16 protein-coding genes and 4 pseudogenes are annotated in these 15,803 nt (G+C 35.7%); 12 read left to right on the top strand and 8 right to left on the bottom strand.

Features of this window, described 5'->3' with window-relative positions:
- Window positions 1–294: 294 nt before the first annotated feature.
- Window positions 295–1,623, bottom strand: a complete 1,329-nt coding sequence (locus AAGD66_RS02555; RefSeq protein WP_341814420.1) for an IS4-like element ISWosp9 family transposase — start codon at window positions 1,621–1,623, stop codon at window positions 295–297.
- A 167-nt stretch (window positions 1,624–1,790) separates the two neighbouring features.
- Between AAGD66_RS02555 and AAGD66_RS02550 the strand changes: the two are divergent.
- Both AAGD66_RS02550 and AAGD66_RS02545 read left to right on the top strand, forming a co-directional pair.
- Window positions 1,791–1,985 (top strand): annotated as a pseudogene (locus AAGD66_RS02550) (IS256 family transposase); the annotation flags it as partial.
- Window positions 1,986–2,574: 589 nt separating this feature from the next.
- Complete coding sequence (locus tag AAGD66_RS02545) at window positions 2,575–2,718, top strand: hypothetical protein (RefSeq protein WP_153296793.1); 144 nt, start codon at window positions 2,575–2,577, stop codon at window positions 2,716–2,718.
- Window positions 2,719–2,745: 27 nt separating this feature from the next.
- Here AAGD66_RS02545 and AAGD66_RS02540 read toward each other — a convergent pair whose 3' ends face one another.
- A complete protein-coding gene (locus AAGD66_RS02540; RefSeq protein ID WP_264339441.1) occupies window positions 2,746–3,918 on the bottom strand; it encodes an NADH-quinone oxidoreductase subunit D in 1,173 nt (390 codons plus the stop codon).
- A gap of 275 nt (window positions 3,919–4,193) precedes the next feature.
- On the opposite strand from AAGD66_RS02540, the gene AAGD66_RS02535 reads away from it, so the two are divergent.
- The 5 genes from AAGD66_RS02535 to folD all read left to right on the top strand — a co-directional run bounded on the left by AAGD66_RS02535 (window position 4,194) and on the right by folD (window position 8,454).
- Window positions 4,194–5,372 (top strand): aspartate aminotransferase family protein, encoded by a 1,179-nt coding sequence (locus tag AAGD66_RS02535; protein ID WP_155968466.1) that lies wholly within the window; start codon window positions 4,194–4,196, stop codon window positions 5,370–5,372.
- Window positions 5,373–5,460: 88 nt separating this feature from the next.
- Window positions 5,461–6,744 (top strand): HlyC/CorC family transporter, encoded by a 1,284-nt coding sequence (locus tag AAGD66_RS02530; RefSeq protein ID WP_007549013.1) that lies wholly within the window; start codon window positions 5,461–5,463, stop codon window positions 6,742–6,744.
- A 13-nt stretch (window positions 6,745–6,757) separates the two neighbouring features.
- The gene (locus AAGD66_RS02525) at window positions 6,758–7,024 is read left to right on the top strand and encodes a DUF2312 domain-containing protein (protein ID WP_010082293.1); all 267 of its coding nucleotides are present in this window, start codon (window positions 6,758–6,760) and stop codon (window positions 7,022–7,024) included.
- A complete protein-coding gene (locus AAGD66_RS02520; protein ID WP_006280027.1) occupies window positions 7,017–7,592 on the top strand; it encodes a UbiX family flavin prenyltransferase in 576 nt (191 codons plus the stop codon). Before AAGD66_RS02525 ends, AAGD66_RS02520 begins: the two co-directional genes overlap by 8 nt.
- The gene (folD, locus tag AAGD66_RS02515; protein WP_155968464.1) at window positions 7,576–8,454 is read left to right on the top strand and encodes a bifunctional methylenetetrahydrofolate dehydrogenase/methenyltetrahydrofolate cyclohydrolase FolD; all 879 of its coding nucleotides are present in this window, start codon (window positions 7,576–7,578) and stop codon (window positions 8,452–8,454) included. The genes AAGD66_RS02520 and folD overlap by 17 nt, the downstream gene beginning before the upstream one ends.
- Window positions 8,455–8,760: 306 nt before the next feature.
- On the opposite strand, the pseudogene AAGD66_RS02510 reads toward folD, so the two are convergent.
- A pseudogene (locus AAGD66_RS02510) lies at window positions 8,761–9,487 on the bottom strand (IS5 family transposase).
- A 92-nt stretch (window positions 9,488–9,579) separates the two neighbouring features.
- On the opposite strand from AAGD66_RS02510, the pseudogene AAGD66_RS02505 reads away from it, so the two are divergent.
- A pseudogene (locus AAGD66_RS02505) lies at window positions 9,580–10,614 on the top strand (IS4 family transposase); the annotation flags it as partial.
- On the opposite strand, the gene AAGD66_RS02500 reads toward AAGD66_RS02505, so the two are convergent.
- A protein-coding gene (locus AAGD66_RS02500) for an IS630 family transposase (RefSeq protein WP_341814422.1) occupies window positions 10,599–11,458 on the bottom strand; the annotation gives its coding sequence in 2 pieces (ribosomal slippage) (window positions 10,599–11,134 and window positions 11,134–11,458; 861 coding nt in all). The pseudogene AAGD66_RS02505 and the gene AAGD66_RS02500 sit on opposite strands and share 16 nt — an antisense overlap.
- A gap of 60 nt (window positions 11,459–11,518) precedes the next feature.
- On the opposite strand from AAGD66_RS02500, the pseudogene AAGD66_RS02495 reads away from it, so the two are divergent.
- Window positions 11,519–11,857, top strand: a pseudogene (locus AAGD66_RS02495) (IS4 family transposase); the annotation flags it as partial.
- A 350-nt stretch (window positions 11,858–12,207) separates the two neighbouring features.
- Here the strand turns inward: AAGD66_RS02495 and AAGD66_RS02490 are convergent.
- The 4 genes from AAGD66_RS02490 to AAGD66_RS02480 all read right to left on the bottom strand — a co-directional run bounded on the left by AAGD66_RS02490 (window position 12,208) and on the right by AAGD66_RS02480 (window position 13,243).
- Window positions 12,208–12,372: an IS3 family transposase gene (locus AAGD66_RS02490; RefSeq protein ID WP_141456809.1), complete on the bottom strand. Its 165-nt coding sequence runs from the start codon at window positions 12,370–12,372 to the stop codon at window positions 12,208–12,210.
- On the bottom strand, window positions 12,365–12,526 hold the full coding sequence (locus AAGD66_RS02485) for a DDE-type integrase/transposase/recombinase (RefSeq protein ID WP_010082071.1): 162 nt from the start codon (window positions 12,524–12,526) through the stop codon (window positions 12,365–12,367). Before AAGD66_RS02485 ends, AAGD66_RS02490 begins: the two co-directional genes overlap by 8 nt.
- Window positions 12,527–12,602: 76 nt before the next feature.
- Window positions 12,603–12,818 carry an IS3 family transposase gene (locus AAGD66_RS06985; RefSeq protein WP_353286574.1) on the bottom strand — a complete coding sequence of 72 codons (216 nt, stop codon included), beginning with the start codon at window positions 12,816–12,818 and terminating at the stop codon, window positions 12,603–12,605.
- Between the two features lie 122 nt (window positions 12,819–12,940).
- Window positions 12,941–13,243, bottom strand: coding sequence for a transposase (locus AAGD66_RS02480; RefSeq protein ID WP_151807816.1), 303 nt, complete (start codon window positions 13,241–13,243; stop codon window positions 12,941–12,943).
- Window positions 13,244–13,513: 270 nt separating this feature from the next.
- Between AAGD66_RS02480 and AAGD66_RS02475 the strand changes: the two genes are divergently transcribed.
- The 3 genes from AAGD66_RS02475 (at window position 13,514) to AAGD66_RS02465 (ending at window position 15,802) form a co-directional block, all read left to right on the top strand.
- Window positions 13,514–13,855 (top strand): hypothetical protein, encoded by a 342-nt coding sequence (locus AAGD66_RS02475; RefSeq protein WP_041573517.1) that lies wholly within the window; start codon window positions 13,514–13,516, stop codon window positions 13,853–13,855.
- 39 nt (window positions 13,856–13,894) lie between these two features.
- A complete protein-coding gene (gene fsa, locus AAGD66_RS02470) occupies window positions 13,895–14,536 on the top strand; it encodes a fructose-6-phosphate aldolase (protein WP_007552982.1) in 642 nt (213 codons plus the stop codon).
- Window positions 14,537–14,872: 336 nt separating this feature from the next.
- On the top strand, window positions 14,873–15,802 hold the full coding sequence (locus AAGD66_RS02465) for an ankyrin repeat domain-containing protein (RefSeq protein WP_174516903.1): 930 nt from the start codon (window positions 14,873–14,875) through the stop codon (window positions 15,800–15,802).
- Window position 15,803 lies beyond the last annotated feature (1 nt).

Below are 15,803 nucleotides of genomic sequence, written 5' to 3'. Positions count from 1 at the left end.
GAAGATTAGAATTCAAGCAGTTTAGCTTTAACCATATTGATCAGGTGTTGCAAGCCGTTACCTTACACATCTTCAGATAACTCTCGCTTTACATACATGCTCTTGTCCTCCTTCCCTTTCGGGTTAAAGTTAGTTGTTCACCTCGAGGCCATTTATTCTGAACCCCGCTTAGCTCCGCTAAGTATTTCTTAATGCGTACCACGGCGCACCCTCTCGACTCACACAGCTCCCATTATTCAGCCTTTTGTCCCAAACCTAATGTCCAGTGGGGGAGTGTTAAATAAACCATACGCGTCAAGTTAAGGAATGTAGAGAGCTTAAAGTAGATACCCTGGTCTTCCTATATCTGTCTTTCAAAGAAAACTTTGACCAGATTATAGTAAGCTTTTTTAGAAAAATTTTTAAATTATTGACAATATTGTTTAATATCAAAAAGAGCTCTCTAACCCGCCTTTTCAATTCAATAAATGCCTTTGTTAAACTGAGCTCCGTGTTCTTTTTTAGTTTTACACAGCCAACCATTTCGTGAAATACGAGAATAGCACATAATTTTGCGTGTAGCTCGCACAATACTCTAAATGGATTTGTCTTTCCTTTTAGTTTATCAAGATTGATATGACTTTTATATAGTTTAAATAGTAATTCGATTTGCCATCTTACTCTATAAACCGTCAATATTTGTTCAGCATTAATTTTACTCTCTGGAACATTAGTTATAAATATTGACCAATCTAATAACTTTTGATTCTTTTGAGAAGATGTATATCCATGTGACTTTGCTAATTTATTAGCCTTTCTTCTTCTAGCCATAGACTGTTCTTCAGTTAGCTTTTGACATATAATTCTTACCTTAATTTTTACTTCCTTTCCTAATAATACTTCTTTTTCTGAAGATAATTGACCTTCTAAATACTCCAATAGCTCTATTTTTTGATTTGTTTCTATATCATATATATTGGTATCAGACTTATAACGACTAACAAAATATGCACCTGCTTCATCAATCTGTTTAAAAGAACTAGGCACAAAGTAGCCCAAGTCAAATATTAGCAAATCATTGGCTGATAAACCGTTCAGATAATCCCTATAACCTTGATCCGACCTTATTCCTTCCATAAAATTTAACTTATCTAGCGCTTGATTCAGGTAATCAAAGACTAACTGTAGCTTTATTCCTGATTTGGTATTATTCTCACAATCTCTATAGCTACTGCCATATCCTTTGTACATATCTTCCATGCTACTGGGCAGGCTAATGTAGCTGCTATCCAATAATTTAACGCTTCCAAATTGCTGTAAAATTTTGCAATCAATCTGTAGACTTTTTTTAAATAAACACAAAGCTTCGTTATACATTTTTTTCATGAACTCAACTGCTTCTTCACTAAACCTAAAATCTAAACCCTGTTTTGTAATTTCTATCGAGTCTTCATTTAGCAATTGGCACATTGTTTCTATGCTGCAATCATCAACTCCTATGTTACCAAAAACCATAGCTTTTATGAATGATGAGCCATTAAGTTTTCTCTTTCTTTTTATAAAACCTACTGCAATTGATATTTCGTCTGCTTTTTCATTAAAGAATTCATTGAGGTCTTTTGATAAGCAAGCTATTCTGTCCATTGTAAGTTCTCTCATTCATATATCCAAGAGAATTTATACCTTATTATTTTCCTTCACTCTATCAACTTTACTTACACTTTTCCTTAACTTGACGCGTATGGTTCAAAAAAGTGTGTCAAACCAAAAAAAAAGTAATAAATTGATATAAAAAAAATGGAGGTTTGACAATGAGTCAGAAAGTAGTAAACAGAACTACCGGTTTGGTAGATTACAAAGAACTGGAAGCAAATATACTGTCATCAATAAGGGAAGGCAGACCATTAACAGGAAGGGATGGAGCATTTACACCATTTATAAAAAAGCTGCTGGAGGCAAGTTTGGAAGGTGAAATAGAAAATCACTTATTAGCTGAAAGTGAAGAGAGGGTTTGGTTGGAAGAAGTGGAGTAGCGAATGGATATACAAAACGCTGGGTCTATATTCAGACTACAGAATAAGGTATTACAAACCGAAAGCATCACCAGCACAATATGTTATAAACTTTGGTAAAGAATCTGCTAGGAAAGCGTAGTGCGGATGCTGCGTTTGACGAGGCGGGAGCTGGAAACGTTAACATGGGAATTTGGATTGAGGCCTATTGTGAAAACAATGGATCAGCCACCAAACCCTAAAGTAGGCGCACCAGTTCTTGACCCTACATATTTTTTTGAAGGTTAAATCCAGCTTAGGGTCGAGAAACTTAGATAAAGCCATAGCCAAAGTGTTTAAAAATATTAATAATTATACACACAATTATTCAACCATATTTTTGAAGATAGCTATGCCGCCGCGGTATCTCTTAGCCGCTAACAAGTAGCGGGATGACGATTGTTGGTAAATCTAAGTCAGTTTAGCTATAGGCAGCAATTTTCTGTATTTATTTTAAATTGAAGGAAGCTCAAATGAAAGATCATGTTTTGCTAAAAATCACAGAATGCAGTCTAACAGTGAACGGTTACGCTTTTGATCAAAAATGTTATATAGTACACAATCAATTTTTCTGGATCCAAGTAGTCAAGGCACTGCCTTTGTGTTTGAGGCAAAATCGGCTATAACACTTAACATACTGCCTTTGCAAACAAATGTTCGTACAGTTATGTGTCAGCTACTTGCATGACGCCATTGCCTGAACGGGTACCAATGATTACCTATCAATCTCACCAAAAACTATATCGAGTGAGCCAATAATTGCTGCAACGTCAGCAAGCATGTGTCCTTTTGCCATAAAGTCTAAGGCTTGTAAATGCGCAAAGCCAGGTGCTCTTATTCGGCACCTATAAGGTCTATTGGTACCATCTGAAACTATATACACTCCAAACTCACCTTTTGGTGCCTCAACAACTGCGTAAGCCTCACCTTCTGGTACGTGATATCCTTCTGAATAGAGCTTAAAATGGTGAATCAGAGCTTCCATAGATTTTTTCATCTCTACTCTTGACGGTGGAGAAATTTTTCTATCTTCAGTTTTTATTTGCCCTTCAGGCATTTTCTCTATGCACTGCTTCACCAAACTGATAGATTGCCTAATCTCTGCCATTCTAACTAGATAACGGTCATAACAGTCGCCATTTTGGCCGATCGGTATATCAAAATCTAGTTGATCATATATCTCATATGGCTGGCTTTTTCGCAAATCCCAAGCAAGCCCAGCAGCGCGCAACATTGGGCCACTAAAGCCCCAATCAAGTGCCTGTTTGATTGATATTTCACTAATTCCTACAGTGCGTTGCTTCCATATCCTATTTTCTGTTAAAAGTTCATCAACATCGTCTATATATTTTGGAAATTGCTCTATAAACTTTGCAATATCCTCAATCAAATCTTCTGGAACATCTGCTGCAATTCCACCTGGCCTGATGTAAGCTGCGTGAAACCTTGCACCTGAAGCTCTTTCGTAAAATTCCAGTATTTTTTCTCTTTCTTCAAAGAGCCATAAAAGAGGGGTCATTGCTCCAACATCAAGTGCTTGAGAAGAAACGTTCAGTAAATGATTTAGTATTCTCGTCAGTTCACAAAACAAGACACGTAAATACTTTGCCCTAATTGGCACTTCACATTGCAACAATTTCTCCACACAAAGTGAATATGCATGCTCTTGTGACATTGGTGATACGTAATCAAGGCGATCAAAATAAGGCAAAGCTTGAAGATACGTTTTATGTTCTATTAATTTTTCAGTACCGCGGTGCAAAAGCCCAATATGGGGATCTGCCCTCTCGATCACTTCACCATCCATCTCTAAAACAAGACGCAACACTCCATGTGCAGCTGGGTGCTGAGGTCCAAAATTTAACATCATTGTCTTTAGATCGGGCATGTCCAGTAGTTTAAGATATTAAAATTGTATAGGCTAAAGTGCGCTCAAAGTCAATAAACTTCTTGCATAGGCTACAACTATCATTCAATAGAAACAAAAACTTTTACAATGGCTAATAAGTGTTGGTAAAACCAAGTCACTTTAGCTATAGAATGACAAAAAAGGTTTGCATTAGCCAAATTTTTAGTTGAAGTAGCATAAGAGGTTAAAGGAAAAGCTTTGTGTTAATGGATTCATTTCAGGTATAGTATAGATAATACCACAATACTTATAAAATGGATCATGTTGTTAATGCGTATAATAGACTTGACACTCCTATAGTCAGGGGAGAAGGGGCATATCTTTTTGATAAAGATGGTAAAAAATATTTAGATTTTGCTGCAGGTATTTCTACAACTTCTTTAGGGCATTGTCATCCATACATTACAGATAAGCTGAAAGAGCAATCGAGCTCATTATGGCACTGCTCTAACATTTTCACTATTCCCGAGCAAGAAAGGCTTGCCGAGCGTTTAACAACCCTGACTTTTGCAGATAAAGTTTTTTTCTGCTCAAGTGGGCTTGAAGCAACAGAAGCTGCAATTAAGTTTATTCGTCGTTACTTTTATTCAAAAGGGCAAGCAAAACGTAATCGTATTATTACAATTGAAGGAGGCTTTCATGGCCGCAGTATTGCTGCAATTTCTGCTGGAGGCAATGAAAAATCACGCGAAGGTTTTGCTCCGCTCCTTTCTGGTTTTGATAAAGTGCCAAGAAATGACATTAAAGCATTAGAAGAAAAAATCAACAATGAAATAGCTGCTGTATTTTTAGAGCCCATACAAAGCGAAGGTGGAGTATATCCACTAGACGTAGAATATCTTCAAAAAGTAAGGGAAATAACAAAAGCTCAAGGAATAATTTTGTGCTTTGATGAAGTGCAGTGCGGATATGGACGCATCGGTTCTTTATTTCATTATCAAAATGTCGGCATTGAACCTGATATGCTAACCTGTGCGAAGGCTATGGGTAACGGTTTTCCTGTAGCTGCATGTTTAGTGAAAGATTATATAGCAGAAGCAATTACTCCAGGAACTCATGGATCAACCTATGGTGGCAATCCACTTGCCATGACTGTTGGTAATGCAGTGCTCGATATAATGCTAAAAGAAGACTTTTTTGATCATGTTAAAAGAATTAGTAAATATTTAAAAGAAAAGCTGTTGCTTTTAGCTAAAGAATTTCCTGAGATGATTTTAGAAGTTCGTGGAGAAGGGTTACTAATGGGAATAGAACTAGCAACTCTTGTAGCTGATAAAATTATTAGTCGATCTCTTGATAAAGGTTTAATAATAACTAGGGTTTTAAACAACAAAGTAGTAAGGGTAACCCCACCACTTATCATTGAGGATGAGCATGTGAACGCAGCGTGTAATATGCTTTATGATTTGTTTTTTAAGATTAAAGGTATATAAAATTCGGCAATATAAATTCAGGCTTGCAAATGCCTCTCATAACATGTAAAATTAATTTTATTTTTTATCACAATAACATCGTACTTTAATGGATTGGTTATTGGTCTTAGTATCATCAGCAATTTTTGTTTTGTTAGTTTTATCGTTTTTGTTCTCAGGAGCAGAAATAGGCTTAACCTCAATTAGCCGTTCTCGAGTTAATAAGCTAAAGCTAGACGGTAACAAAAAAGCCAGGGTAATAGATCGCTTATTAAATAGGAAAGAATTGACAATAGGAACGGTATTGCTCGGCAATACAATTATTAATATTACTTGCTCTGCTTTATTTACAGCAATATTTATCAATCTTTTTGGAAATGAGGGCATTCTCCTATCAACAATTATAATGACATTTTGTATTTTATTGTTCTGCGAAGTTCTACCAAAAACTTATGCTATTCAAAATCCTGAAAAATTTGCATCATTTTCTGCTTATTTTGTATTGTTTTTTGTAAAGATTTTTTCTCCATTGACACTAGGTATTCAATTTATTGTTAACCTCATCCTAAAATTATGTGGGCTGCATAAAGATAAGGAAGTGATATCTGCAGCGGATGCAATGCGTAATATGATTACTCTTCACCGCAGTGAAGGAACTATGTTGCAACAGGATTTAGATATGCTAAGCAGCATACTTGATTTGGCTGAGACAGAGATATCACAAATTATGACCCATAGAAGAAACCTATTTTCTCTTGATATAGATCGGAATAAAGAAGAGTTAATAAGAGAGATTTTAACCAGCAGTCACAGTAGAGTACCTTTATGGCAGAAGGAACCAGATAACATTGTAGGTGTAATTCACGTGAAAGCTCTAATAAATGCTTTGCGTGAAAAGAATAATAAAGCGGAAGAAGTTGACATTACCCAAGTTATGTCAAGGCCTTGGTTCATACCAGAAAGTACACCGCTCAGCGTGCAACTTCACAACTTCCGTAAGAACAGGAAACACCTTGCATTTGTTATTGATGAGTATGGAGCACTGCAGGGAATTGTAACTCTTGAGGATATACTGGAAGAAATAGTTGGAGAAATTTCGGATGAACATGATTTGATTACGGAGAATTTTATAAAGAAAATATCTGATAATATGTATCACATAGAAGGAAAATCTACTATTAGGGACATTAACAGGCAGTTATACTGGAATCTCCCTGATGAAGAAGCTACAACTCTAGCAGGTATGATTGTGAATGAAATAGAGCGCATTCCTGACGAAGGCGAGGAGTTTTCCATGTATGGTTTTCGCTTTAAGATTTTAAAAAAAGATAAAAATATTATTACTGTTGTTGAAGTGCAAGTAAAAACTGGTAATATTAGTGGCAGCAATTAATTAGTGGAGTTTCATGGAAGATACAGTAAAAATAACGGCTGAAGAGTTGAAGGGTTACATAGAGAGAATCGAAAAACTTGAACAAGAAAAGAGGGATGTGCAAGATCACATTCGTGATGTATATGCAAAAGCCGCAGATGAAGGTTGGGATATAAAAGTGATGAAACAAATTATTAGGCTGAGGAAGATGGATGATGATGACAGAGAGGAACAAGAAATATTGCTTGATACCTATAAACGTGCATTGGGAATGAGCTACGAAGAAGAGTTAAGTGAATAGCAGAATTGTAATTGGAATAAGTGGAGCATCTGGTTCTATTTACGGTGTGCGTATTTTAGAAGCGTTGAAAGACGTCGATTATGAAACTCATTTAGTGATAAGTCGTGCTGGGAAAATAACTTTAGCTCACGAGATTAAAGAAAAACTTGAAGATATTACATCACTTGCAGATTTTTACTATTCTGAAGAAAAGATTGGAGAAAAAATAGCAAGCGGCTCATTTAAAACCTCAGGGATGATTGTAGCACCATGCTCTATGAAGACAATGTCTGAAATCGCATCAGGTGTTACTTCCAATCTATTGACAAGGGCTGCAGATGTAACGCTAAAAGAAAGAAGAAAGTTAGTTCTTATGGTGCGAGAGTCACCACTGCATCTTGGGCATTTACAAAATATGTTAAAATTAACGGAGATGGGAGCAATTATTGCTCCACCAGTGCCTGCTTTTTATATTAAACCGAAATCGTTGGATGATATTATTAATCATTCTGTTGGCAAAGTATTGGATTTATTTGATATCAAATTACCCGACTTTAAGGAGTGGCAAGGAAGTGACAATTATTATTGATGGTAAAAAAATAGCAAACGACCTATGTGAGAGGCTATCACAAAAAATTGATATTTTAAAGAGAGAGTATAACATTTTTCCTTGCCTGAAAGTAATTCTCGTGGGCAGCAATCCAGCAAGTCAGGTTTATGTTCGCAACAAACAGAAAAAAGCAGAATCAATAGGCATAAGTTCTGAGACCATTGTTTTGCCTGATAATATTTCAGAAGATGAATTAATTGAAAAAATCAATGAATTAAATGAAGATCCATCTGTGCATGGCATTTTAGTGCAATTGCCTTTACCAAATCATATTAGTGCAAGCAGAGTAATTAACACAGTAAGTGTTGAAAAAGATGTAGATGGCTTTCATGATGAAAACGTTGGCAAATTAGTTAAAGGTGAAAAAAACTGCCTTATACCTTGCACTCCTAAAGGTTCTTTGCATTTAATTAAGTCAATTGAAGAGAACCTTTCCGGTAAAAACGCAGTGGTAATTGGTAGGTCAAATATCGTGGGCAAGCCAATGTTTTACCTGCTATTGCAAGAAAACTGCACTGTCACCATCTTGCATTCACAAAGCAAGGATTTAGCTGAATATTGCTCTAAAGCGGATATAGTAGTTGCAGCAGTCGGAAAGCCAAATTTTGTTCAAGCAGACTGGATAAAGAAAGGTGCAATAGTGATCGATGTTGGCATAAATAGCGTTAACGTAGGAAAGCTTGTAGGTGATGTTGACTTTGAAGGAATAAAAGGGAAAGCCAAAGCTATGACCCCAGTACCCGGGGGCGTTGGCCCAATGACCATTGCATTTCTAATGATGAACACTGTTATTGCTGCTTGCTTGCAAAAGGGAGTTGATGCTTCTGATTTCATTAGTTGAGGTATGAAGAGGAAAGCTATATGAAGATAGAATGTACCATATCACAATTAATAAAAAATTGAGATTTTTGAAATTCCTCAGTAGTCAAATTTATTAAATATTTAGGATCATCATCTATTCTTTTTTCTCTACAAGTATAGCTAAAGTGGCTTAGGTTTACCTACAATTTGAAAAACAACAAATTCGTCATTCCGCTACTCGTTAGCGGAATCTATGCTGAGATACCGCGGCGATATGACGTAGGGAAACCTTTCTTGGGTTAGCTATAGTTAGTGGAATTGCAAAGTTTCTAGGCAGTGTCGACATTTATTTTAACCAAAGATAAATGCCAGCAATGTGAACAAAAGACAGAAAAGCTATGGCCAATTTGTCGTAGCGTGTAGCAACTCTGCGGAAGTGCTTGATTTTGTTGAACATCCTTTCGATTAAGTTTCTCTCTTTATACAATTCTTTGTCATATTCTCTTGGTGTTTTTCTGTTGGAACGCGGTGGGATTACTGGCTCAGCATTTACAGCTTCTGCAGCCTCAATCATATAATTTGCGTCATACCCTTTATCGGCAATAAGTGCCTCCATGTTCTTGCCTTCTATCAGGTCTAAAGCTTTTACGTAATCCGATCTTTGCCCTGCAGTAACAAAGAATCTCAGTGGGTTGCCCAAAGCATCACAAGCAGCGTGTAATTTGCTTGAAAATCCTCCTTTGCACCGTCCCAGCTCTTGTTCTTGTCTACCAGTTTCCACATTTTTTTCTTGCACCAGCAGCATGTTGATGTGCCCTGATTATTGTTGAGTCTATCATGAGCCACTCTGTGTCTCCATTAACAGCTAATGTGTTGAAAATCATCTGCCAAACACCAGATTTTGCCCACCTTATAAAACGTTTATGTACACTTGACCATTTTCCATACTCAGCCGGCAATGCTCTCCATGTTGCTCCTGTTCTACCTATCCACATTATTGCAGCTACGAATCTCCTGTTATCTTTTGCGCTTCTTCCTCTATCTCCTTCCTTACCTGGCAGACTGTTTTTTATTCCATACGCGTCAAGTTAAGGAAATAAAGGTATGAAAGAGATAGAATAATAAGGTATAAGTTCTCCCAGATATACTTTTAGTGAGAGAACCAATGAATAAAATAACTTGCTTATCAAAAAAGCTCAAAGAATTTTTTAATGAAAAAGCAGAGAAAATCTCAATTACAACAAGGTTTATAAAAAGAAAGAGAAAGCTAAAAGGTTCATCATTCGTAAAAGCCATGGTCTTGGGTAATATAGGAGTTGATAATTGTAGCGTAGAAACAATGTGTCAATTACTAAACGAGGACTCGATAGATATAACAAAACAAGGTTTGGATTTTAGATTTACTGAAGAAGCAGTGGAATTTATGAAAAGGATGTATAATGAATCTGTGATTCTCTTTAAAAATATCTTGCAAGTTGATTGCAAAATCTTACAGCAATTTAATAGTGTTAAATTATTGGACAGTAGCTATATTACTCTACCTAACAGTATGGAAGAGATGTATAAAGGTTATGGTACTAGCTACAGTGGCTATGAAAGCAATACTAAGTCTGGAATAAAGTTACAATTAGTTTTCGACTACATGAATCAGATAATAGACCAACTTAATTTAACGGAGGGGGTAAGATCAGACCAGGGATATAGGAAACATTTAAGTAATATATTAAGCAATGATTTGCTAATATCTGATCTCGGTTATTTTGTGCCAAGTTCTTTTAAACAAATCAATGAAATAGGAGCTTATTTCATAAGTCGTTATAAATCCGATACCAACATATATGATGTAGAAACAAATCAAAAAATGGAGTTATTAGAATGTTTAGAGGATAAGTTATTTTTAGAAAACGAGGTATTGTTAGGAAAAGAAGCAAAAATTAGAGTAAGAATTATATGTCAGAAACTAACTGAAGAACAGTCTATGGCCAGAAGAAGGAAAGCTAATAGATTAGCAAGATCGCAGGGATATACATCCTCTAAAAGAAATCAAAAATTGTTGAACTGGTCAATATTTATAACTAATGTTCCAGAAAATAAAATTAGTGCTGAGCAAGTATTAACGATTTACAGAGTAAGGTGGCAAATTGAGTTATTATTTATAGCATTTCTCATAATAGTCCGAACAGGTCATAGGAAGGCAGAATCAACAGCATGACGAAAGGATTCGAATAGAGGAATGTTTTTCCTGGCTCTGTTTTTTATAGCAAACCAATGATGCTCAATTTTGTTGAAATCTGGAGAATAAGGCGGCAGATACAAAATTTCTGCACCAACCCCTTTAGCAAGCTCGATAATCTTATCAGACTTATGAAAAGTAGCATTGTCAAGAATGACAGTCTGTCCAGGTTCCAAGATCGGTGTCAAAAATTGCTCAAACCATCCATTAAAAACATCCATATTACAGTGGCCTTCAAAGGTTAACGGAACAACTATCTTTCTTCCACTTAAGGCTGCAACCATACTGATTCGTTGAGTTTTCTTTCCAGATTTTAAGGCATAAAACCGCTGTCCTTTCTGGCAATATCCGTAGGGGTAGTCTTCGGTGTTATCAATGCCAGACTCATCTATATACACTAAGTTTTTAGGTTCTTTTGTCGCTATAATTTTCAAAAATTCAGCACGTTTTTCTTCGTTTCTTTCCTTGTATCCATATGTCTTTTTTTGCGCGTAAATCCAATTTTTTTAAGGGCTCGATAGATCGTTTGGATACTAACGTTGTTCCAAAGTTTAGCCATTTCCGATAGAGTCTTTCCTCCGTGTTCTCTGGCAAATTTGGCAAAGGTATCCCAGTCGGTAATTTTGTGATTGTAACCCCCATTTCCAAGTTTTTTTGATTGAAAGTCTCCTGTTTCTTTTCTTCTTTGCTGCCACTCCCATAAAGTAGTTCGTCCAATCTTAAATCTTGCTGCCACTGTTTCTCTGCTTTCTCCTTCGTCTAGCGCTTCCATTGCTTTTTTTCTTAAATCATAACTATATGCTGCTGGCATTCAACCTCCTTATCATCATCTACCCTTATCCTATCACATCCGGACTTTTATGGAAAGAGCTATAAATTGTATAAAAGCCATATCAGGCTTGATAAGCTAAAAGGAAAGCCATGCAGAGTATTATGTGAACTATATGCTAAATTGTGCGCAATTCTTATATTTCACGGCATAGTTGGTTGCACAGAAGTGAAAAAGAATACAGAACTTAGCTTAACAAAGGCATTTATTGAGCTAAAAAGGCGGGTTAGAGAGTTATTTTTAGTATTAACCAAAATTAATAGTTTAAAAGCATTTCTTAAAAAACTCACTATAACTTGGTCGCGATTTTCATTAAAAGACAAACGTAGAAGGGCTAGAGTATCCACTTTAACCTCTCTAAATTTGCTCACAATCTCTTAACTTGACGCGTATGGTTTTTTATTCTCTCCCATTGCTCATCTTTTAAATCATATAGCATTCTCTTTACCTATTAATAAAGAGTACTCTATATCACTATTTTTTTATGTCGACAAGACCTAGGCATAAAAAGCTTTGAACCTAATATATGAGCCAAACTTGATTTTCCAACCGTAGATACACCTGTAATAAAAATAATAGTCTTCATTTTGTGAATTTACTTGCTATATGAACTATCGGAGAAATTTTTTTATAGTTTATAGTATCTGACCTTACCCAGAAAAAGTGGAGAGAAAGTTTGGAATGTTTTTCACAAAGAGAATGATGCATCAAATTGTTCTGGAATGCAATAGTTAATAGTGACGTTGTTTGTTATAAAAAATTTCTATATATTCAAATATAGCAGTTTTGATATGCTGTTTAGAGTGCCGAGAGGTGTCTATTGGTAACTCCCTTTTTAGAGAACTGAAGAAGCTTTCCACAACAGAATTGTCGTAACAACAGCCTTTATTACTCATCTATATTCTTTACAGCTAAGAGATATTGATACCCTTGCGCAGTATATTGTGAACCTTGGTCACTGTGCAGCAGTAGATTTTTAACAGGTTTACGCCTATTAATGGCCATTAATAAAGAGTTCATAACCAATTGTTTATTTATTGCACTACTCATTAACTACCATACGTGAGAATTATTGCTGCCAAATATAGCCATCCTTCTTTGGTTTTTATATAAGTAATCCCATACTTTATTTGGTTGATCGACAATAAAGTTTTGGTCTAATATATTGGGAGCTACTGTCCGTTTGTTGTTTCTTAATTTTAAATTTTCTTCTCAATATAGCCTGAATACCATTTTTCTGCATAATACTTTGCACTGTTTTTAAGTTGCAACTTTTACCCAAAGCCTTCAATTCAGCATGAATTTTAGGAGCTCCATATCTACATTTAGAAACTTGATATATTTTTTGAATAGCTGCGAGTAGCTCTTTATTTGCTGATTCTCTACTGCTTATTTTTCTTGTGGTCCACTTATAGTAGCCACTAGCAGAAAATCCTACATAATTCCTGTACTTTATAGCAGTTACTATATAAAAAAATATTTTACTCTTTTTGACTGGCCAGGGCTTTTTTTTAAATGTCTCTTTCCCTTGTTACTCTTGCTTTGTAAATCAAACCTCTCTTTGTCGTAAGGAGCCATGTTACCTCTACCTGGAAATGCATTTGCCGCTGACTTTTTTTCGTTATATTTCTTCATCCATTTTCCTAATACACTATCCCTTATTCCTAGATCTCTTGCTACTTTTGCAACTGGTTGACCTACCTTTCTTTGTTCATTTGCCAGCTTAACAGCTTCCAATTTGAATTCTGCCGTATATTCTCTTACCATTTCTAATCCTCCAAAATTTTATTTTACCCGAAAAAACTCCTTTCTTTCTCTCCACTTTTTCTGGGTAAGGTCAATATACCAGTGCCGAAAATAGTTGACAAAGATTGTGTATACTTATTACAATTGTTTGGGTACCAGAAGTTTTTACGGCAACAAAGTATGCACTAACTATAAGTAAGGAAGACTTTAAGCAGGCAATAAAAAAAATGAAGTAACGTTTAAAAGAGATTGAAGGAGAGAAGAAAAAGGTAAAAGGGAATACGGCAGAAAATGAATCTTATTACAAATAGCATAAAGGGCTTTTATTCTAGTGTTAAATCGGACCTAGATTGGCAAGCCAAACGTAGTCTTATTAGAACATTAGTAAAAGAAGTCAACATTGATCTTGATAAAGTAGATGTAGTATTTAAGATCAAAGAACTTGAAAACCCCGCCCAGAATGGACAAAATCAAAAGATGGTACATTGTCTAAGGGGTCTGGGCACTGGGATGACATCTTTTTTCTTGGTACAAATTACTCTTATGTCTCAATATTTGTACAGTTGTGTTATCGGCTGTTTGATGTTTACAACGCAGGAAGTTCATACGGTTGTAAGTCAAGCGGTAGGATGACAAGATTTTGCAAGGGTATTTTTTTTATAGGAGATTAATATGGAAATTTTTCTTGATAGCGTTGATTTAAATGAAATTAAAGGACTAAAGGAGTTCATTGACGGCATAACAACTAATCCTTCTTTAATAGCAAAGTCCGGGCGTAAAGATAAATACGAGGATTTAGTGCGTGAAATATGCTCTATTATAAAAGGGCCTGTTAGTGTTGAAGTTGTTGCAGATAGCCATGAAGAGATGATCACAGAAGGTCTGAATTTAGCAAAAATTGCTGATAATGTTGTGATCAAATTACCTCTTACACATGAAGGATTAATTTCTTGTAAAAAGTTATGGACAGAGCATAAAATACCTGTTAACATCACATTATGTTTTTCTCCTGGACAAGCACTGCTTGCTGCTAAGGTCGGTGCTTGTTTTATTTCCCCCTTTGTTGGTCGCCTTGATGATATAAGCTATGATGGCTTATCGCTAATAGAAGATATATGTACTATATATTCTAATTACGGTTTTGATACTAAAGTTCTTGTTGCATCAGTGAGAAGCCCAGCGCATGTAATAGAAGCTGCAAGGCTTGGTGCTGATTCAATTACTGTGCCAGCAAAAGTACTTAGACAATTAATTAATCACCCACTTACTGACCAAGGACTAGCAATATTTGAAAAAGACTGGGGTGTAAAATAATAAACGGTTACAAATGAACATAAAAATTGGCGTATCCGTTCAGGCAATGGCGTCAACTTAAGAGCCTTCATTAGCAAACTCTCCTAAAGACATGATGGCGTTTGCTACCTTATTGCGGCTGCCCTGGTCGAATTTTAACTTTATAGCTAACCCAAGAAAGGTTTCCCTACATCATACCGCCGAGGCGCTAACGAGTAGCGGAATGACGAATTTGTTGTTTTTCAAATTGTAGGTAAACCTAAAGCTATAGAAAAAAAGAAGAACCAGTTTCTTAGTTTTTCATTGACATAATCCACTCCATATGCCATAATAAAATTTTATATCTTGGAGAAGGAAATGACATTAAGGTTAATACTACAAGAAGTCAACAGTAGTCCAGATCTGAGTAAGGAAAATTTAATTGATAGAATTAAAGATAAGCTGCAGCAGGAAAATCAACTTATATATGATGAGTGGAAAAAAAACGAATTTGATATAAATTACACGTTTATAGTGCTCAAGTGCAATTTATTACTTATAGCAGCTGAAAATGGCTATGAAAAAGTAGTAAGATACTTAACAAAAAACGGAGCTAATGTTAATGTACAAGATGAATGGGAAAAAACCTCCTTACATTATTCTGCTCAGCATGGGCATGCACAAGTAGTAGAAGTTTTGCTAGAAGAAGGAGCAGACGTTAATGCACAAAATGAAGATAAAGGGACTCCTTTGCATTATGCTGCTTATAGTGGTCATATAGAAGTAGTAAAACATCTTATAAAAAAAGAGGCAGATGTTAATGTAGTGGACAGATATGGAAGAAGTCCTTTACATTATGCTGCTGAGAATGGATACACACAAGTAGTAGAAGTTTTGCTAGAAGAGGGAGCAGACGTTAATGCACAAGATAAAGACGGAAGAACTCCTTTATATTATGCTGTTTATTACACTCATGGTGAACATCCAAGACTAAATTATCAACATCCAAAAGTAGCGAAACTTCTGCTAAATTATGGTGCAGATCCATCATTTATTCATAGACCTAAAGCTATAACAGCAGGAATTACTGTAGGTATATTAGCTGCCATTGTTGCTCCATTAGCACTCATTTATGCTACTGCATTACCTGCACTAGCAATAGTTGTAATTACTGTGGCATCTGCACTGATCGTTGGTGGAATTTCCTATGGGGTTGCATATAAGTCATCAGAGCATTCATTAAACAGTAAGCTAAGTGAGGTTAGCTGCAGTAATGTTGATGGAAATAAACAAACTGTACAACCATAAT

The organism is Wolbachia endosymbiont (group A) of Dendrolimus pini (assembly GCF_964026835.1).
In the GTDB taxonomy this organism is placed as follows: Bacteria; Pseudomonadota; Alphaproteobacteria; order Rickettsiales; family Anaplasmataceae; genus Wolbachia; species Wolbachia pipientis.
Note: the sequence above shows the minus strand (reverse complement) of the source record. Positions and strands in the feature narration are given on the sequence as shown.